Source organism: Herbidospora yilanensis (assembly GCF_001570565.1).
GTDB classification, from domain to species: Bacteria; Actinomycetota; Actinomycetes; order Streptosporangiales; family Streptosporangiaceae; genus Herbidospora; species Herbidospora yilanensis.
The window spans coordinates 81,589-96,086 of record NZ_BBXE01000015.1; the positions used below are offsets into that span (position 1 = coordinate 81,589).

The following is a 14,498-nucleotide window of genomic DNA, read 5'->3' on the forward strand; positions in this document are numbered from 1 at the left end:
TCGGGGTGGGGGTGGGGGACGGGGTGGTGCCGTTGATGGCGGCGGCCAGGGCCGGGTACCAGGCGTTGGCCATCTTCTGGTCGCCGGACGCGTTCGGGTGCACGCCGTCGTAGGTGTCGGTGGCGGTGCTGAAGCCCGTCCACTGGTCGACGACCACGATCGGGGACTGGGCCGTGGTCCGGGCGGCGGCCCAGGCCGGGATCGCGTTGTTCAGGTTGATCGTGCGCTGGGCGCACTCGCCGCAGGTCGACGGGTTCATCGGGATGATCTTGGCGACCAGGATCTTCATCGCGGGGTTCTTGGCCCGCATCTGGGTGACCAGGGTCGAGTAGGCGTCGAGGATCTGCTGGGTCGAGCGGTTGCTCCAGACGTCGTTGGTGCCGAAGTGCATGAGCACGATGTCGGGGCTGGTGGCGTTCAGCCAGCCGACGAGCTGGTTCTGCGCCGCCACGTTGGTCACCAGGTAGCCGCCGTGGCCCTCGTTGTCGCCGTCGTGGCTCACCCCGCACCCCTGCGGGCCGAGGGTGCCGACCATGTCGACCGACGTGTAGCCGGTCTGCTGCAGGCGCTGCCACAACAACGCGCGCCAGCACCCGGGAGAGCCGGTGATCGAGTCGCCCAGCGGCATGATCCGCACCGTGGCCGCCTCGGCGGGCCGCGTGACGAAGAACGCGGCGAGCAGCACCAGAGCCGCCACGAGGGCGCTCATCTTCGACGTCTTCACGGGGCGGATGGTAAGGAGACGGGGTGGTCAGCTCCTAGAAACTTGTTCTGACTCAGGGGCCTGACCTGGGCTGACGCATGTACGTTTCACAACAGGGCGGTGAGTTCGGCGACCGGGAGGGAGCCGGGCGGGCGGGACTCCCGCGCGGCCCGGTTCGCCTCACGTCGCAACATCGTGTTGACCGGGGTCGCCACGCCGTGGGCGCGTCCGAGCAGCACGATCTCGCCGTTGAGGTAGTCGGCCTCGATGGTGCCGCTGCCCTTGGCCAGGCTCTGCCACGACGAACCGCCCGGCCGGGGCACGCCGTCGATCTCGCCGTGCTCGACCAGCCGCCCGCGCCGGGCCCTCTCCTCGTCGGGGGTGGTCACGTCGATGCCGGCGGCGGCCAGAACGGCGACGCCCTCCTCGCGGGCCCGCCGGGCCAGGTCGAATCGGGCCGGGTCGGGGCCGGTCAGGGCTTCGACGGCGTTGCCGAGGTTGCCGAGCAGCTTGCCGTACTTCCAGCGCATGATCGCGGGGTCGGCCCAGGAGGCGAAGCCGCTGCGGCCGAGGTCGGCGGCGATCGTCTCGGAGAGTTTGTCCACACCCTGTGGATAACGTCCGAGGGGGAGCATGCCGGACTTTGGAGTGCCGTAGGCGACGATCGTGCCGGGCTCCAGGTGCAGGGCGGGCATCCAGACCAGCATTCCGTACACGTCGGCGAACAGGCGCAGGGCCAGGCGTTCGTTCTCGACCGCGTTCTGCGCGCAGACCACCGGCAGGCCGTCGGCGTGCGGGGCCCACGCGCTCAGGGCCGCCGCGCTGTCCTGGGTCTTGGTCGCGAGGACCAGCACGTCGCCTTCGCGCAACTCCAGGTCGGCGGGGTCGCCGACGGCCGGGATGCGAAGTGTTTCCGATCCGTTGGGAGTGATGAAACGCAGGCCGGTTGAGCGGAGCGCGGCCAGATGAGACCCTCGGGCGGACAATGTGACGTCGTGGCCACTCTGGAAGAGGCGGGCGCCGATGGTGCCCCCGATGCCGCCGGCCCCGATGATGACGTAGCGCATGCGCCCGATTCTGCCCGGCTTTACAGTCACGGAGAGTTCTGGCACCGTGACCGTGGAATATCGACTTCGGCGGATTTCGGGTCACCCAATATGCTGCGGAACAAAACCGCGGACCTACGGAAGGAAGGCTCATGTACAAGGAGTTCGCGATCGAGGTCGTCGTCTGGCTGATCCCGGTCGTCATCCTGCTGGGTCTCGCCTGGCTGGTCACCGCGACGGCTTAGTCCTCAGCGCAGCTCCAGCGCGAAGTCGCCCGCCGGGCAGCCTGAGAGCCGCCACCCGCCGGGCACCTGCCGGAACGCCACGCTGGAGATCCCCGAGGTCGTCACCGCCGGGCGGGTCGCGCCCGGCGCCCAGACGTCGAGATCGCACCGTCCGGTTCCCTTGGTTCCGGTCAGCCGCAGGTGGCGACGCTCCGGATCCGACCACAACGAGGTGAGCCGGCCCGGCACCGCCCTCGGGTAGGCCCTGCTCACCACGTTGCTCACGGAGCGTGACGGACCCCTTTCGGCGCCGGTCGCGCAGTCGACGGTCACCAGGTTCCCCGCGGTGGCCGGGTGGGTCCCGGCCAGGTGGGGGTCGCCGCAGGCCTGTTTCCACACCCAGAAGGCGCCGCCGATCATGGCGCTGTCCTCCGCCTTCGCGTACGCCGCCAGCCGCCCCCCGCCCCACGCGCTGGTCCACAGGGGAGTGCCGTAGCGTTCGGCCATCCGGGCCGAGAGGGCGACCGCGCGGGCCGGGTCGATCGGCAGGTCGCCGGGCTTGACGGCCAGCACGAGGCCGGGGTCGGCGGCGAAGCCGGGCCAGGGCGCCCACAGCGGGCCGGGCTCGAAGAAGATCAGGTGCCGGTGGCCGCCCGCCGAACGTTCCGCCTCCCTGATGGCGGCGACGGCGCGGGCGTAGAAGCGGCCGAGCGCGGCCGAGGAGGTCAGCGGCGGCGTCTCGCCGAGGCCGGGGCTGTTCATCAGGTCGAACCCGGCGACGGCGGTCGAGTGGGCGAACTCGCGGGCCAGCCGTCCCCATGTCGCGACCAGCCGGGTCTGGACGCCGTCGCGGTCGGCGTAGAAGTTGCCGAAGGCGCGGTTCACCACCGGGGCCAGTTCCTTCACCAGGAACTGGCAGCGTCTGCTGCCGTCGAACGGGGTGGCCCAGCCGGGTGCGCCGTCCCAGCCGGTCAGCGGGGTGGTGCCGGTCGGGCAGGTCGAGCCCATCGGGGCGACGACGCCCCGGCCCCAGGCGTCCTGGTGCAGGTCGATGACGGTGACCATGTCGTTGGCGGCGGCCTGGTCGACGGCCCGGCGGATGCGGGCGACGTAGCCGGTGTCGAGCGTGCCGGGTGTGGGTTCGAGCAGCGACCACGAGACGGCCAGCCGGACCACCGAGAAGCCCATCTCGGCCATCCGGCGGAAGTCGTCGTCGGTGAGCGGGCGCACGGTCTCCCTGGTCGAGTCGCCGCTCCAGTAGTCGACGAGCTGGTTCACCCCGACCCCGCGTAACAACACCTGGCGGCCGTGGCCGTCGGTGATCGCCCGGTCGGGCGCCGCGGCGGCCTCGGGTGCCAACGTCATCGCCAGGGCGAGCACGGGGACGGCCGCCTTCCTCCGGCCGGGCAGCAGGATCGTGGCCGTGGCGGCGAACAACCCGATCACCGCGCCGTAGGAGGCCCCCACCGCCAGCCTGATGAACAGGGCGAACACCGGCCACAGGTCGCCCGAGAGGGCGTCGGCGGGTCCGTACGAGAAGAGGGCCGCGACACTCTGGACGAAGCCCAGGAAGAGGCCCCCGCACACGCACGCGAGCCAGCACCCGACGAACCGGCCGGGCCCGGCGACCAGCCGCGCCGAGGCGACGTGGACGACGGCGAGGAACACCCCGAGGCCGATCAGCCCGCCCACGACCCCGGCACTCGCGGTCGGCGCGAAGAACCACCACCCGCCCCCGAACACGTAGCCGACGGGCGAGTGCGTCCACCACTCCTGCCCGAGCACGAGCAGCCCTCCGACGCCCGCGAACGCCGCCATCACCGTGAACTCGGGCACCGCCCGCCCGCGGGGCCGCCGGCTGCGGCGTGTCACGATCCAAGCCGGGATCGCGGCGGGCCAGCAGAGAAGTCCCAGGTAGACGCCGGTGAAGCCGGAGGCCCAGGCGGTGGTGAAAGGCCCTTCGCCCACCGGAACGGTCCCGAGGAAGCGCCCCGTGACGGCGGCCAGCACCAGCACGCCCCAGGTCGTCAGGAAGCCGCGCCGCAGCAGGTAGGAGGCGCCGAAGAAGGCCGTCACGGTCAGCGCGGCCTCGGCGCGTCCCGGGGCGAGCAGGCCGGTCGGGTCGGCCAGGTCGAAGGTCAGGAGCAGCCCGGCGAGCACGGCGGATCCGGCCCCGGCGGCGCGGAGGGCGGTGCGGTCCACGGTGACATGACGGGGCACCCCGCGATCCAACCAGCCCCACAGGGCTTCCGACTAGAGTCGCAATCTGTCATATGTCACTGCAATTAGGACCGATCCACGTATTTCGGTCAGGTGCCTACAAAAGTGTCACTCCACTGCAATCTTGATCAACGTCATTTGATCATGTGATACTGCGCCGGTGATGCCGAAGTTACGGCAAATCATCACAGTTGCGACATATGGCTAGTGAAGTAAAAAATTGGGAGGTAACCGGCACTGTGCGGACCGGAGAAACCGGTCACCGTTTCCGTCACGTACGCACGCTCTCTTGGACCTTCAAGCGCTCATCCGCCGTGGGCGCTGTTTGTGCTGCGCAAATACATCAGTGTGGGAGCACCAAGAAAATGGCCGTCGAGACACCCGCGAGACCCGCCCGGACCCCGCGCAACCTGCCGATACACCGATTACTGCCCATGGTCGTCCGGGCTCCGCTCGAAGGCCTGACCGATGTGGCCAGGGACGCCGGGGGAGAGATCGTCCGGCTGGACGTCGGGCCGTTCCGGCCCTACCTGCTGAGCCACCCCGATCACCTCCAGCACGCGCTGCGCGGCGACTGGACCAGCTACCTGCGCAAGGGCATGTTCTGGAAACCCGTCGAGCGGCTGCTCGGCGACAGCGTGATCGCGGACGGGCCGGGCTGGGCCGCCAGTCGCAAGGTGCTCCAGCCGCTCTTCACGTCGCGATACGTGGCCTCGCTGACCGCCGACATGGCCGCCACGATCGACGAGGGTCTCGACGAGCTCACCCCCGGCGTGCCGATCGACGCGATGGACGAGATGAACCGCATCGCCACCCGCGCGGTCATCTCGGTGCTCTTCGGCGACCGGATCTCCCCCCGCGAGGCCGAGGTCCTCGGGCCGGCGTACGCCACCGCGAACACCTCCATGGGCTTCCGGATCGCCCTGCCGTTCGTGCCCGACCGGGTGCCGCTGCCCGGCGACAAGAGGTTCATGGGCGCGCGGCAGGTCATCGACGACGTGATCTACCCGCTGATCCGGCAGGCCCGCAAGGAGAGGAGTGACGGGCCCGACATCATCTCGGCGCTGGTCCGCGCTCGCGACGACGAGGGTCGCGAGCTCACCGACCGCAAGCTCCGCGACGACCTGGCCAGCATCTACGGGGCCGCCACCGAGACCACCGCCGTCGCGCTGACCTGGTTGTGGCCGATCCTGCACGACCATCCCGACGTGGCCGCGAAACTCTACGAGGAGATCGACGAGGTGACCGGCGACGGGCCGGTGGGCCCGGACGCGCTGCCGAAGCTGCGCTACCTGACCATGGTGCTGCGCGAGGCGCTGCGCCTCTACCCGGCGGGCTGGGCCATGCCGCGCCTGGTGACCAGAACCCACGAGCTCGGCGGGGTCACCATCAGGGCCGGGTCGCAGGTGCTCATCAGCCCGTACATCACCCATCGCCTGGACGCCTTCTGGCCCGACCCGCTGACCTTCGACCCGGAGAGGTTCGACCCCGAGCGGGAGGACCGCCGGCACCGCTACTCGTACCTGCCGTTCGGCGCCGGTCCGCACCTCTGTCTCGGGCAGCACCTGTTCTACATCGAGGCGCCGCTGCTCATCGCCGGGCTGCTGAAGCGGTTCCGCCCTGAGCTGGTCACCGAAGGGCCGTTCCCGGTGCAGCCCGCGGGCACGCTGCGCAGCCGCAAGAAGATCAAGATGATCCTGCGTCCGGTGACCACGTGATCGACGCCCATGCCGCCGGCCGCGTGAGCGGGCTGGCCGCGGGTTCCGCGCGCGATCTGACCGCCCGCGCCGCCGCCCACCCCGCCCTGTTCCCGGCCAAGCCGTTCGACGCGACGCTGTTCAACGCCGTCTCGCTGGCCAACGCGTTCGGTTCGCCCGACGCCACCGTGGCCGAGCTCCGGGTGGCCAACCGGCTGTCCCTGTGGATCTTCGCGGTCGACTGGCTGATCGACCACCGGGCGACGGAGCTCGCCGAGGTCGACACGATCGTCGAGGAGTGCCTGACCGGGACGGCCGAGAGCCCGCTGACCGCGTTCCTCGGCGAGATCCGCGACGAGGTGGCCGACGCCACCGGGTTGTTCGAGGCCGAACTGGCCCGGATGCTGCACGCCATGCGCCGCGAGTTCGCCTGGAAGGCGAGCGGAGAACTGCCGACCTTGGAGGCCTATCTCGACAACGCGGCCAACTTCGGGTCGACCTTCGTCAACGTCGCCCACTGGACCAGGAACGGGGTCGAGGGCGTGCCCGACCTCCTCCCGGCCAGCGACGAGGTGCAGAAGGTGCTGCGCCTGCTGAACGACCTGGCCACCCACCACCGGGACGTGAGCTGGGGCGACCTGAACGCGCTGATGCTCGGCCCGGCGCCCGACGAGGTCCGCGCCCACATCGAGACCCTGGCGGGCGGCGCCAGGAAGCTCATCGGCGACGGTCCCCAGGCCGACTACCTGGGCCGTCAGATCGGCTACAGCTCCGGCTTCTACGGGGTCGCCGACTACTGGGGGAACCGGTGACGGCCGACCGGCTCGTCCGGGACCTGATGTCGCGGCCGTGGGGCGACGTGTCGCCGTCGGTCTACGAGACCGGCCGCCTGGTCACCCTCGCGCCCTGGCTGGTCGGGCACGCCGAACGTGTCGACTACCTGTGCGCCGTGCAGCGGCCCGACGGCGGTTGGGGCCTGCCCGACGGTTATGACCTGGTGCCCACCCTGTCCGCGACCGAGGGTCTGCTGTCCGCCGCCGACCGGGGGGATCCGGTGTCGGGCCGGAGCGATCCGAGGGCCGCCGCGCGGCGCGGCCTGGCCGTGCTGACGCGCCGGCTGGTCGACGAGCCGTGGCGGCCGCTGCCCGACATGCCGGCGATCGAGCTCATCGTGCCGCACCTGATCGGCCTGATCAACGCCCGGGGCGGCGACCCGGGCCTGCCGCTCCCGCCCGGCATGAGCACGGCCCCGCTCGGCCGAATTCGCGGCTGGTTGAAATCCGGTGTGCAAGTTCCAGAGAAATTGCTCCATGCCCTGGAAATAGCTGGGGATTCCGCGACTTTTGCGCAAACGGGCCTTACTTCCATTGGTACGGTCGGAGCCTCGCCCGCGGCGACCGCGGCCTACCTCGGAGACCGGGGGCTCATGGACGCCGGCAACCCGGCCCGCCTGCACTTGGAGGCGGTCGCCCGGCGGTTCGGCGGGCCGGTCCCGGTGGGCCTGCCGATCACCGTCTTCGAGCGCGGGTGGGTGCTGAGCACACTGGTCAGGGCCGGTGTCCCGATCGACCCGCCGGCCGAGATGCTGGCGGATCTGGTGGCGGCCATCGGTCCCACGGGCACCCCGGCGGGTCCCGGCCTGCCGCCCGACTGCGACACCACCTCGGTGGCCCTCTACGCCCTGGGGCTGCTCGGGATCCCGTACGACCCCGAGTGCCTGCTGGCCTACGAACTCGACACGCACTTCTGCACCTGGCGGGAGGAGGAAGGGGCCTCCATCAGCACGAACGCCCACGTGCTCGACGCCCTGGGGCATCACCTGAGGCTGGTCCCGGACGCCCGCCGCTATCGGCCGAGGGTCGAGAAGGCCGTCGCGTGGCTCGTCGGGAAACAGCTCCCCGACGGCTCGTGGCACGACCGCTGGCACGCCAGCCCCCTCTACGCCACCGCCTGCGCCGCCCTGGCCCTGCACGAGTACGGCGGGCCGGCGGCCGAGGAGAGCGTGGACCGGGCGCTGCGCTGGACGCTCGCCAACCAGCGAGAGGACGGATCGTGGGGCAGGTGGGCCGGCACCCAGGAGGAGACCGCCTACGCGCTGCAGATCCTCCTGCTCGCCGGAGGCCCCCGGCACCGGGAGGCGGCGGCCCGCGGGCACGCCTTTCTGACCGACGAGGACGACATCCCGGAATGGCCGCCGCTGTGGCACGACAAGGATCTGTACCTGCCCGTTTCCATCGTCAGAGCAGCCATGATCGCGGCGCGTCATCTCACGCGACGGAATGCAGCGGCCTATCTTCAGATATGAGTACATAAAGGGACACGTGTTGAGTGTGTTTCCCGGCATTGCTAAGGTTCCCCGGGGCGCCTGCGGCTTGCGCCCTGGAAATCCCCGCTAAGCGGTGACGGGTTAGTAATCGCCGGGAAACGTCCCAAGGTGGTTGATATGCGCTTCCGCAATTCCCGAGTGCGCACCAAGGTGGTGGCACTGCTGCTGTCCCTCGCGGCCCTCTGGGGGTTCGCGGCCTGGGTCACGCTCCGGGAAGGCGTCAACCTCCTGTTCGTGAACACCTTCGACCAGGGTGTCGCGCAACCCAGTGACCCGCTCGTGCTGGCTCTCCAGGACGAGCGGCGCGCGTCGGTCGTCCAGCTCGCGGCCCGCCGCCCGTCGGCCGAAATGGCCGGGCTGCGGGTCAAGACCGACCAGACCAGAGCCCACTTCGAGAGCCTGGCCAGGGGCGACGACGTCAGGTTCGCCTCCAGCCCCGACACGGTCAAGCGCCTCGACGAGCTGTTCGGCCTCCTGGCCGGCCTGACCGACATCCGCAAGGCGGTCGACCAGGGCCGGATCAACCGCGACCAGGCCGCCGAGGGCTACACCAGGGTCCTCGACGCCATCTTCCGCACGTATTTCTCGGTCGCCACCCTCGACGACGACGAAATCGCGAAGGATGCTCGCACTTACATCAGTCTTCAGCGCGCACGTGAAGTTCTTTCGCAAGAGGACGCGCTGCTGGCGGGTGCGATCGCGGCCGGCCGATTCGGCGCCGGGGAACACGCGAAATTCGTTCAGATCGTCGGGGTCCAGCGTTTCCACACCGCCGAGCAGGTCAGCGAATTGCGGCAGGCCGACCGGGGCTACTTCGAGACGCTGCTCAAGAGCGACGCGTTCACCCGGCTCCGCCAGACCGAGAACGCGGTGATGGAACGCGGCCGGACCCTGGAGGCGCCGCCCGTCACCGCCGACCAGTGGCAGCAGACCACCTCGGTCGCGCTCGGCCGGATGATGGACGAGGTCCTCGCCGGTGGTGACCGGGTGGTCGAGCGGGCCACGCCGGTCGCGGTGGGCGTCATCGTGCGGCTCGTCCTGGCCGGCGGTCTCGGCCTCGTGGCGGTCATCGCGTCGATCATCCTGTCGATCACCACCGCCCGGCGGCTGGTCGCGCAGCTCGAGAAGCTCCGCGACGCCGCCCACCAGCTCGCCGACGAGCGGCTGCCCGGCGTCGTCGAACGGCTCGCCCACGGCGAGAAGGTCGACGTCGCCAAGGAGGCCCCGCCCCTGGAGTTCGGCGGCGACGTCATCGGACAGGTGGGCCAGGCGTTCAACGCCGTGCAGGAGACCGCGATCCGGACGGCCGTCGAGGAGGCCGAGCTCCGGCAGTCGATCCGCGACATCCTGCTCAGCCTGGCCCGGCGCACCCAGTCGCTCGTGCACCGCCAGCTCACCCTGCTCGACGTCATGGAGCGCCGCGAGACCGACGCCGAGGAGCTCAAGGACCTGTTCCGGGTCGACCACCTCGCGACCCGCATGCGCCGCAACGCCGAGAACCTGATCGTCCTGTCGGGCGCCACCCCGGCCCGCGCCTGGCGGCGTTCGGTCCCGATGGTCGACGTGGTGCGCGGCGCGCTCGCCGAGGTCGAAGACTACACCCGGGTGACGATCATGCCGATGGGCCAGGTCGACCTCACCGGACGGGCCGTCGGCGACGTCATCCACCTGCTCGCCGAGGTGATCGAGAACGCCGTGTCGTTCTCGCCGCCCTACACCGTCGTGCAGGTCGGCGGCCACCCGGTCGCCAGCGGCTACGCCATCGAGATCGAAGACCGGGGTCTCGGGATGACCCAGGAAGACCTCGACGAGGCCAACGCCCGCATCCTCAACCCGCCCGAGTTCAACCTGTCGAGCACCGCCCGGCTCGGCCTCTACGTGGTCAGCCGCCTGGCCGAACGCCACGGCATCCGGGTGTCGCTCAAGAGCTCCCCCTACGGCGGCACGACCGCCGTCGTGCTGCTGCCGACCGAGCTGGTCATCGACGACCGGCCCGCCGACATCCCCCCGGCCGAGCAACTGCCCGAGGCCCTCCCGAGACTGGCCGAGGTCACGATGCTCGCCGCGCCCGTGGCGCAGCTCACCCAGCGCCGCCCAGAGCCCGAGCAGGACACCCCTGTCGCTCCGCGCGTCCCGGAGGCCACCGTGACCGAGTTCACCCCGTCTGGTCTGCCCTTCCGTGTTCCCCAGGCGAGCATCGCCCCGTCGCTGCGCGACTCGGTCGACGACCTCGCCGAACCGGAGGAAGAAGACGACGAACGGTCACCCGAAGAGATCATGCGCATCATGGGCTCGTTCCAGTCGGGCACCCGGCGGGGCCGGTCCGATGCGGCCCGCAAACTCCAACAGAACGAAGAAGGGGACGATCGGTGACCGCCGCCGACCTCGCCTGGCTCCTCGACGACCTGGTCGGCAACGTCCGGGAGGTTCGGCACGGCATCGTGTTGTCCTCCGACGGGCTGTTGCTCGCGAGCTCACGAGACCTGGAGATATCCAGCGCAGAGCACCTGTCGGCGGTGGCCGCCGGCGTGCAGTCGCTGGCCCGCGGCGTGAGCGAACGGTTCGAGGGCGGAGCCGTCCGGCAGACCATCATCGAGATGCGGTCGGCCTACCTGGTGGTCACCGTCGCCGGTCACGGCGCCTGCCTCGCAGTGCTCTGCGAGGAGGACGCCGACGTCGGCCTCGTCGCCTACGAGATGGCGATGCTGGTGGTCCGCGTCGGCCAGTATCTGACGTCTCCCGCACGGTCCGCGGCGTCTTCTACGGGCAGGAGCGACCCGTGAATCCAGACGAGCAGCTGTACGACGAGCAGGTCGTCCGTCCCTACGTCATCTCGCGCGGCCGGACCGAGGCCCGCGCGAACCTCGACCTGATCTCCCTGGCGGTCGCCATCAGGCAGCCGACCGGGCTGGAGGTCGGGCTCGACCCCGAGCACCTGGCGATCGTGCGGTTGTGCCGCCGGCCGCTGTCGGTGGCCGAGATCGCCGCCGCCCTCGACCTGCCCGCGGGCACGGTCCGGGTGCTGCTCGGCGACCTCCTCGACTCGGGCTTCGTGGCGGTCCAGGACCCGCAGCCCGAGGTGGATGTACTCGACGAGCGAATGTATAGGGCGGTGCTCGATGGCCTCCGTGCCCTCTGACAAGGTCCGCATGCCCACCCCCGTGAAGCTGCTCATCGCGGGCGGCTTCGGGGTGGGCAAGACGACGATGGTCGGCGCGGTCTCCGAGATCAAGCCGCTGCGGACCGAAGAGGTGCTGACCGACCGCAGCGTCGGCGTCGACGACCTGTCGGGCGTCGAACGGAAGACCACCACCACGGTGGCCATGGACTTCGGCCGGATCAGCGTCGGCGACGACTACGTGCTCTACCTGTTCGGCACCCCCGGCCAGGAGCGTTTCTGGTTCGTCTGGGACGAGCTGGCCAAGGGCGCCCTGGGCGCCGTCGTGCTCGCCGACACCCGCCGTCTCTCCGACTGCTTCCCGTCGGTCGACTACTTCGAGCGGCGCGGCACCCCGTTCGTCGTCGCCGTCAACTGCTTCGAGGGCGCCCCGGTCTACGACCTGGCCGAGGTGAAGATGGCGCTCAGCCTGCCGCCGGACATCCCCGTACTGCTGTGCGACGCCCGCCGCCGCGCCTCCGGCAAGGAAGTGCTGATCACCCTCGTCCAGCACGCCTACAGCAGGCGGCCGGTCGCCAAGGTCTGAGACACCGCCTCCTGGATGCGGCCATCAGACAGGTGCCGCTTGTTCGTCGCACCCGCGGTCACAGCAGGCGGCCGGTCGCCAAGGTCTGAGACACCGCCTCCTGGATTCGCCGCCGGACCGCCGCTTGTTCGTCGCGTTCGGTGACGACCTCGACCACCCACAGGCCCGTGCTGGGCTGCATCTCGTTCACGCCGTTGACGCGCGCGTACGGGATCTGGGCCATCGCGGCGACGTCGCGGGCGCTGACGCCGTGGGGTGTGCCGAAGAGGCGCTCGAACTCCGGCCGGCCGGCCGGTTCGAGGGTCGAGAAGATGCCGCCGCCGTCGTTGTTGACGACCACGATCGTCAGGTCGGGCCGGGGCTCCATCGGGCCCATGACCAGGCCGTTCTGGTCGTGGATGAGCGACAGGTCGCCGATCAGGGCGTAGGAGGGGCCGTCGTGGGCCAGCGCCGCGCCGATCGCCGACGACACCAGGCCGTCGATGCCCGACGCGCCCCGGTTCGCCAGGATCCGCACGCCCTCGCGCGGCCGCATCGCCAGGTCGAGGTCGCGGATCGGCATGCTCGAACCGGCGAACAGCAGCGCGTTCGACGGCAGCGCCGCGACCAGGTCGCGGGCCAGCCTCGGCTCGCTCACCGGGATGGCGTCGAGCAGCAGGTCGATCGCGTCGCGGGCACGTTTCTCGGCCTCGTGCCAGGTGGCCGTCCAGTCGGTCGGGCCGGTCGCCTCGCCGGCGCGCACCGACGGGACGACCGCCATCGCCGTGCGGGTCGGGTCGGGGTGGCGGGCGGCACGCGAGACCACGACGTGGCGTTCGGCCGACCGGATGTAGGCCAGCGCCGCGCGTGACAACCCCACCCGGCCGGAGGTGACGACCAGGCCGGGCCGGAACACCCGGGCGAACGCCGGGTCGCCGAGCAGGCTGCGGTAGGTCGAGACGGCCGCCGGGCCGCTGCGGTGACCGCTCGTCGGCTCGGCCAGGATCGGCCAGCCGGTGGCCTCGGCCAGGCCCTCCCAGTCGTCGTCTTCGGCGCCGTCGCCGAGCACGATGACGCCGCGCTCCTCGGCCGGGAGCTCGACCGGGTCGAGGACCGGCGCGGGCGGCGTCATGGCCGTCCACGGGCGGCGGTCGGCGCGGCCCTCCAGCAGCTTGTCGGCGTCGCCCGACGGGATCAGCGGGTCGCGGAAGGCCAGGTTGACGTGGACCGGCCCCGGGTCGGGGTGCAGCATGGCCGACCAGGCCCGGTCGATCGTGGTCCGCCAGTAGGGCATCTGACCCGGTTCGGCCGCGCCCATCTCGCAGAACCAGCGCACGTGGCCGCCGTAGAGCTTGATCTGGTCGATCGTCTGGTTGGCCCCGGTAGCCCGCAGCTCAGGCGGCCGGTCGGCCGTCAGCAGCAGCAACGGGATGCCCGACTCGGCGGCCTCGACCACGGCGGGCAGGTAGTTGGCGGCGGCGGTGCCGGACGTACAGACGAGAGCGACCGGGCGGCCCGACCGCCGGGCCAGGCCCAGCGCCAGGAACGCGGCCGAACGTTCGTCGACCCGGACGTGCAGCCGCACGTGCTCGTTGTTGTGGAAGGCCAGCGCCAGGGCCGTCGACCGCGAGCCGGGTGAGAGGACGACCTCGGCCAGCCCGCAGCGGGCCAGTTCGTCGACGACCACCCCGGCCAGCGCGGTGGAGCCGTTCCCGCTCAGAAGTGCCATGGGAACGGGCTCCAATCGGGTGAACGTTTCTCCAGGAACGAGTCGCGGCCTTCGGCCGCCTCGTCGGTCATGTACGCCAGCCGCGTCGCCTCCCCGGCGAACACCTGCTGGCCCACGAGGCCGTCGTCGATGAGGTTGAACGCGTATTTGAGCATGCGCTGCGCGGTCGGGCTCTTGGCGTTGATCTTGCGGGCCCATTCGAGCGCGACGACCTCAAGCTCCTCGTGGGGCACCACCGCGTTGACCATGCCCATCCGGTGGGCGGCCTCGGCGTCGTAGGTGTCGCCCAGGAAGAAGATCTCGCGGGCGAACTTCTGCCCCACCTGGCGGGCCAGGTAGGCGCTGCCGAAGCCGCCGTCGAAGCTGGCGACGTCGGCGTCGGTCTGCTTGAACCGGGCGTGCTCACGGCTGGCGAGGGTCAGGTCGGCCACCACGTGGAGACTGTGCCCGCCACCCGCCGCCCAGCCCGGCACCACGCAGATGACGACCTTGCCCATGAAGCGGATCTGCCGCTGCACCTCCAGGATGTGGAGGCGGCCGGTGGCCGGGGTGCCGTCGGCGTACTGGTAGCCGTCTTTGCCCCTGATGCGCTGGTCGCCGCCCGAGCAGAAGGCCCAGCCGCCGTCGCGCGGCGAGGGCCCGTTGCCGGTCAGCAGCACACACCCGACGTCGACCTGCTGCCGGGCGTGGTCGAACGCCTGGAAGAGTTCGTCGACCGTCTGCGGGCGGAACGCGTTGCGCACCTCGGGACGGTTGAAGGCGATCCGAACCGTGCCCTGGTCAACCGCGCGGTGGTAGGTGATGTCGGCGAAGTCGAAGCCCTCGACGGGGCGCCACGCCTTCTCGTCGAACAGTTCAGAAACCATGCTG

At 70.8% G+C, this 14,498-nt stretch carries 12 protein-coding genes; 7 read left to right on the forward strand and 5 right to left on the reverse strand.

Going from position 1 to position 14,498, the window contains the following annotated elements; translation table 11 throughout:
* From AW273_RS06675 to AW273_RS36040, 3 genes are all read right to left on the reverse strand, one after another.
* On the reverse strand, positions 1–724 hold a 724-nt coding region (locus AW273_RS06675), incomplete at its 3' end, for an SGNH/GDSL hydrolase family protein (RefSeq protein WP_232327132.1).
* A gap of 86 nt (positions 725–810) precedes the next feature.
* On the reverse strand, positions 811–1,770 hold the full coding sequence (locus AW273_RS06680) for a ketopantoate reductase family protein (RefSeq protein WP_062346321.1): 960 nt from the start codon (positions 1,768–1,770) through the stop codon (positions 811–813).
* A 227-nt stretch (positions 1,771–1,997) separates the two neighbouring features.
* Positions 1,998–4,175 (reverse strand): glycoside hydrolase family 5 protein, encoded by a 2,178-nt coding sequence (locus AW273_RS36040; RefSeq protein ID WP_062346323.1) that lies wholly within the window; start codon positions 4,173–4,175, stop codon positions 1,998–2,000.
* A gap of 383 nt (positions 4,176–4,558) precedes the next feature.
* Here AW273_RS36040 and AW273_RS06690 point away from each other — a divergent pair, with 383 nt between their 5' ends.
* The 7 genes from AW273_RS06690 to AW273_RS06720 all read left to right on the forward strand — a co-directional run bounded on the left by AW273_RS06690 (position 4,559) and on the right by AW273_RS06720 (position 11,920).
* Positions 4,559–5,911, forward strand: coding sequence for a cytochrome P450 (locus AW273_RS06690; RefSeq protein ID WP_198168032.1), 1,353 nt, complete (start codon positions 4,559–4,561; stop codon positions 5,909–5,911).
* Entirely contained in the window at positions 5,908–6,702 is a 795-nt protein-coding gene (locus tag AW273_RS06695) for a terpene synthase family protein (protein WP_062346327.1), read from the forward strand. The genes AW273_RS06690 and AW273_RS06695 overlap by 4 nt, the downstream gene beginning before the upstream one ends.
* Entirely contained in the window at positions 6,699–8,195 is a 1,497-nt protein-coding gene (locus AW273_RS06700) for an amino acid adenylation domain-containing protein (RefSeq protein ID WP_198168033.1), read from the forward strand. The genes AW273_RS06695 and AW273_RS06700 overlap by 4 nt, the downstream gene beginning before the upstream one ends.
* Positions 8,196–8,333: 138 nt before the next feature.
* A complete protein-coding gene (locus AW273_RS06705; protein WP_062346329.1) occupies positions 8,334–10,589 on the forward strand; it encodes a sensor histidine kinase in 2,256 nt (751 codons plus the stop codon).
* The gene (locus AW273_RS06710; protein WP_062346332.1) at positions 10,586–10,999 is read left to right on the forward strand and encodes a roadblock/LC7 domain-containing protein; all 414 of its coding nucleotides are present in this window, start codon (positions 10,586–10,588) and stop codon (positions 10,997–10,999) included. The genes AW273_RS06705 and AW273_RS06710 overlap by 4 nt, the downstream gene beginning before the upstream one ends.
* Positions 10,996–11,355, forward strand: a complete 360-nt coding sequence (locus tag AW273_RS06715) for a DUF742 domain-containing protein (protein ID WP_030452107.1) — start codon at positions 10,996–10,998, stop codon at positions 11,353–11,355. Before AW273_RS06710 ends, AW273_RS06715 begins: the two co-directional genes overlap by 4 nt.
* Entirely contained in the window at positions 11,336–11,920 is a 585-nt protein-coding gene (locus AW273_RS06720) for a GTP-binding protein (RefSeq protein ID WP_062346333.1), read from the forward strand. Before AW273_RS06715 ends, AW273_RS06720 begins: the two co-directional genes overlap by 20 nt.
* A gap of 58 nt (positions 11,921–11,978) precedes the next feature.
* Here the strand turns inward: AW273_RS06720 and menD are convergent, their stop codons facing one another.
* Together menD and AW273_RS06730 are read right to left on the reverse strand one after the other, a co-directional pair.
* Complete coding sequence (menD, locus tag AW273_RS06725) at positions 11,979–13,628, reverse strand: 2-succinyl-5-enolpyruvyl-6-hydroxy-3-cyclohexene-1-carboxylic-acid synthase (RefSeq protein ID WP_062346335.1); 1,650 nt, start codon at positions 13,626–13,628, stop codon at positions 11,979–11,981.
* A complete protein-coding gene (locus tag AW273_RS06730) occupies positions 13,616–14,494 on the reverse strand; it encodes a 1,4-dihydroxy-2-naphthoyl-CoA synthase (RefSeq protein WP_062338771.1) in 879 nt (292 codons plus the stop codon). The genes menD and AW273_RS06730 overlap by 13 nt, the downstream gene beginning before the upstream one ends.
* Between the last annotated feature and the right edge of the window lie 4 nt (positions 14,495–14,498).

Coding starts and splice junctions, on each gene's coding strand:
- AW273_RS06680 (WP_062346321.1), bottom strand. CDS start 1,770: ATGCGCTACGTCATCATCGGGGCCGGCGGCATCGGGGGCACCATCGGC.
- AW273_RS06690 (WP_198168032.1), top strand. CDS start 4,559: ATGGCCGTCGAGACACCCGCGAGACCCGCCCGGACCCCGCGCAACCTG.
- AW273_RS06705 (WP_062346329.1), top strand. CDS start 8,334: ATGCGCTTCCGCAATTCCCGAGTGCGCACCAAGGTGGTGGCACTGCTG.
- AW273_RS06720 (WP_062346333.1), top strand. CDS start 11,336: ATGGCCTCCGTGCCCTCTGACAAGGTCCGCATGCCCACCCCCGTGAAG.
- menD (WP_062346335.1), bottom strand. CDS start 13,628: ATGGCACTTCTGAGCGGGAACGGCTCCACCGCGCTGGCCGGGGTGGTC.
- AW273_RS06730 (WP_062338771.1), bottom strand. CDS start 14,494: ATGGTTTCTGAACTGTTCGACGAGAAGGCGTGGCGCCCCGTCGAGGGC.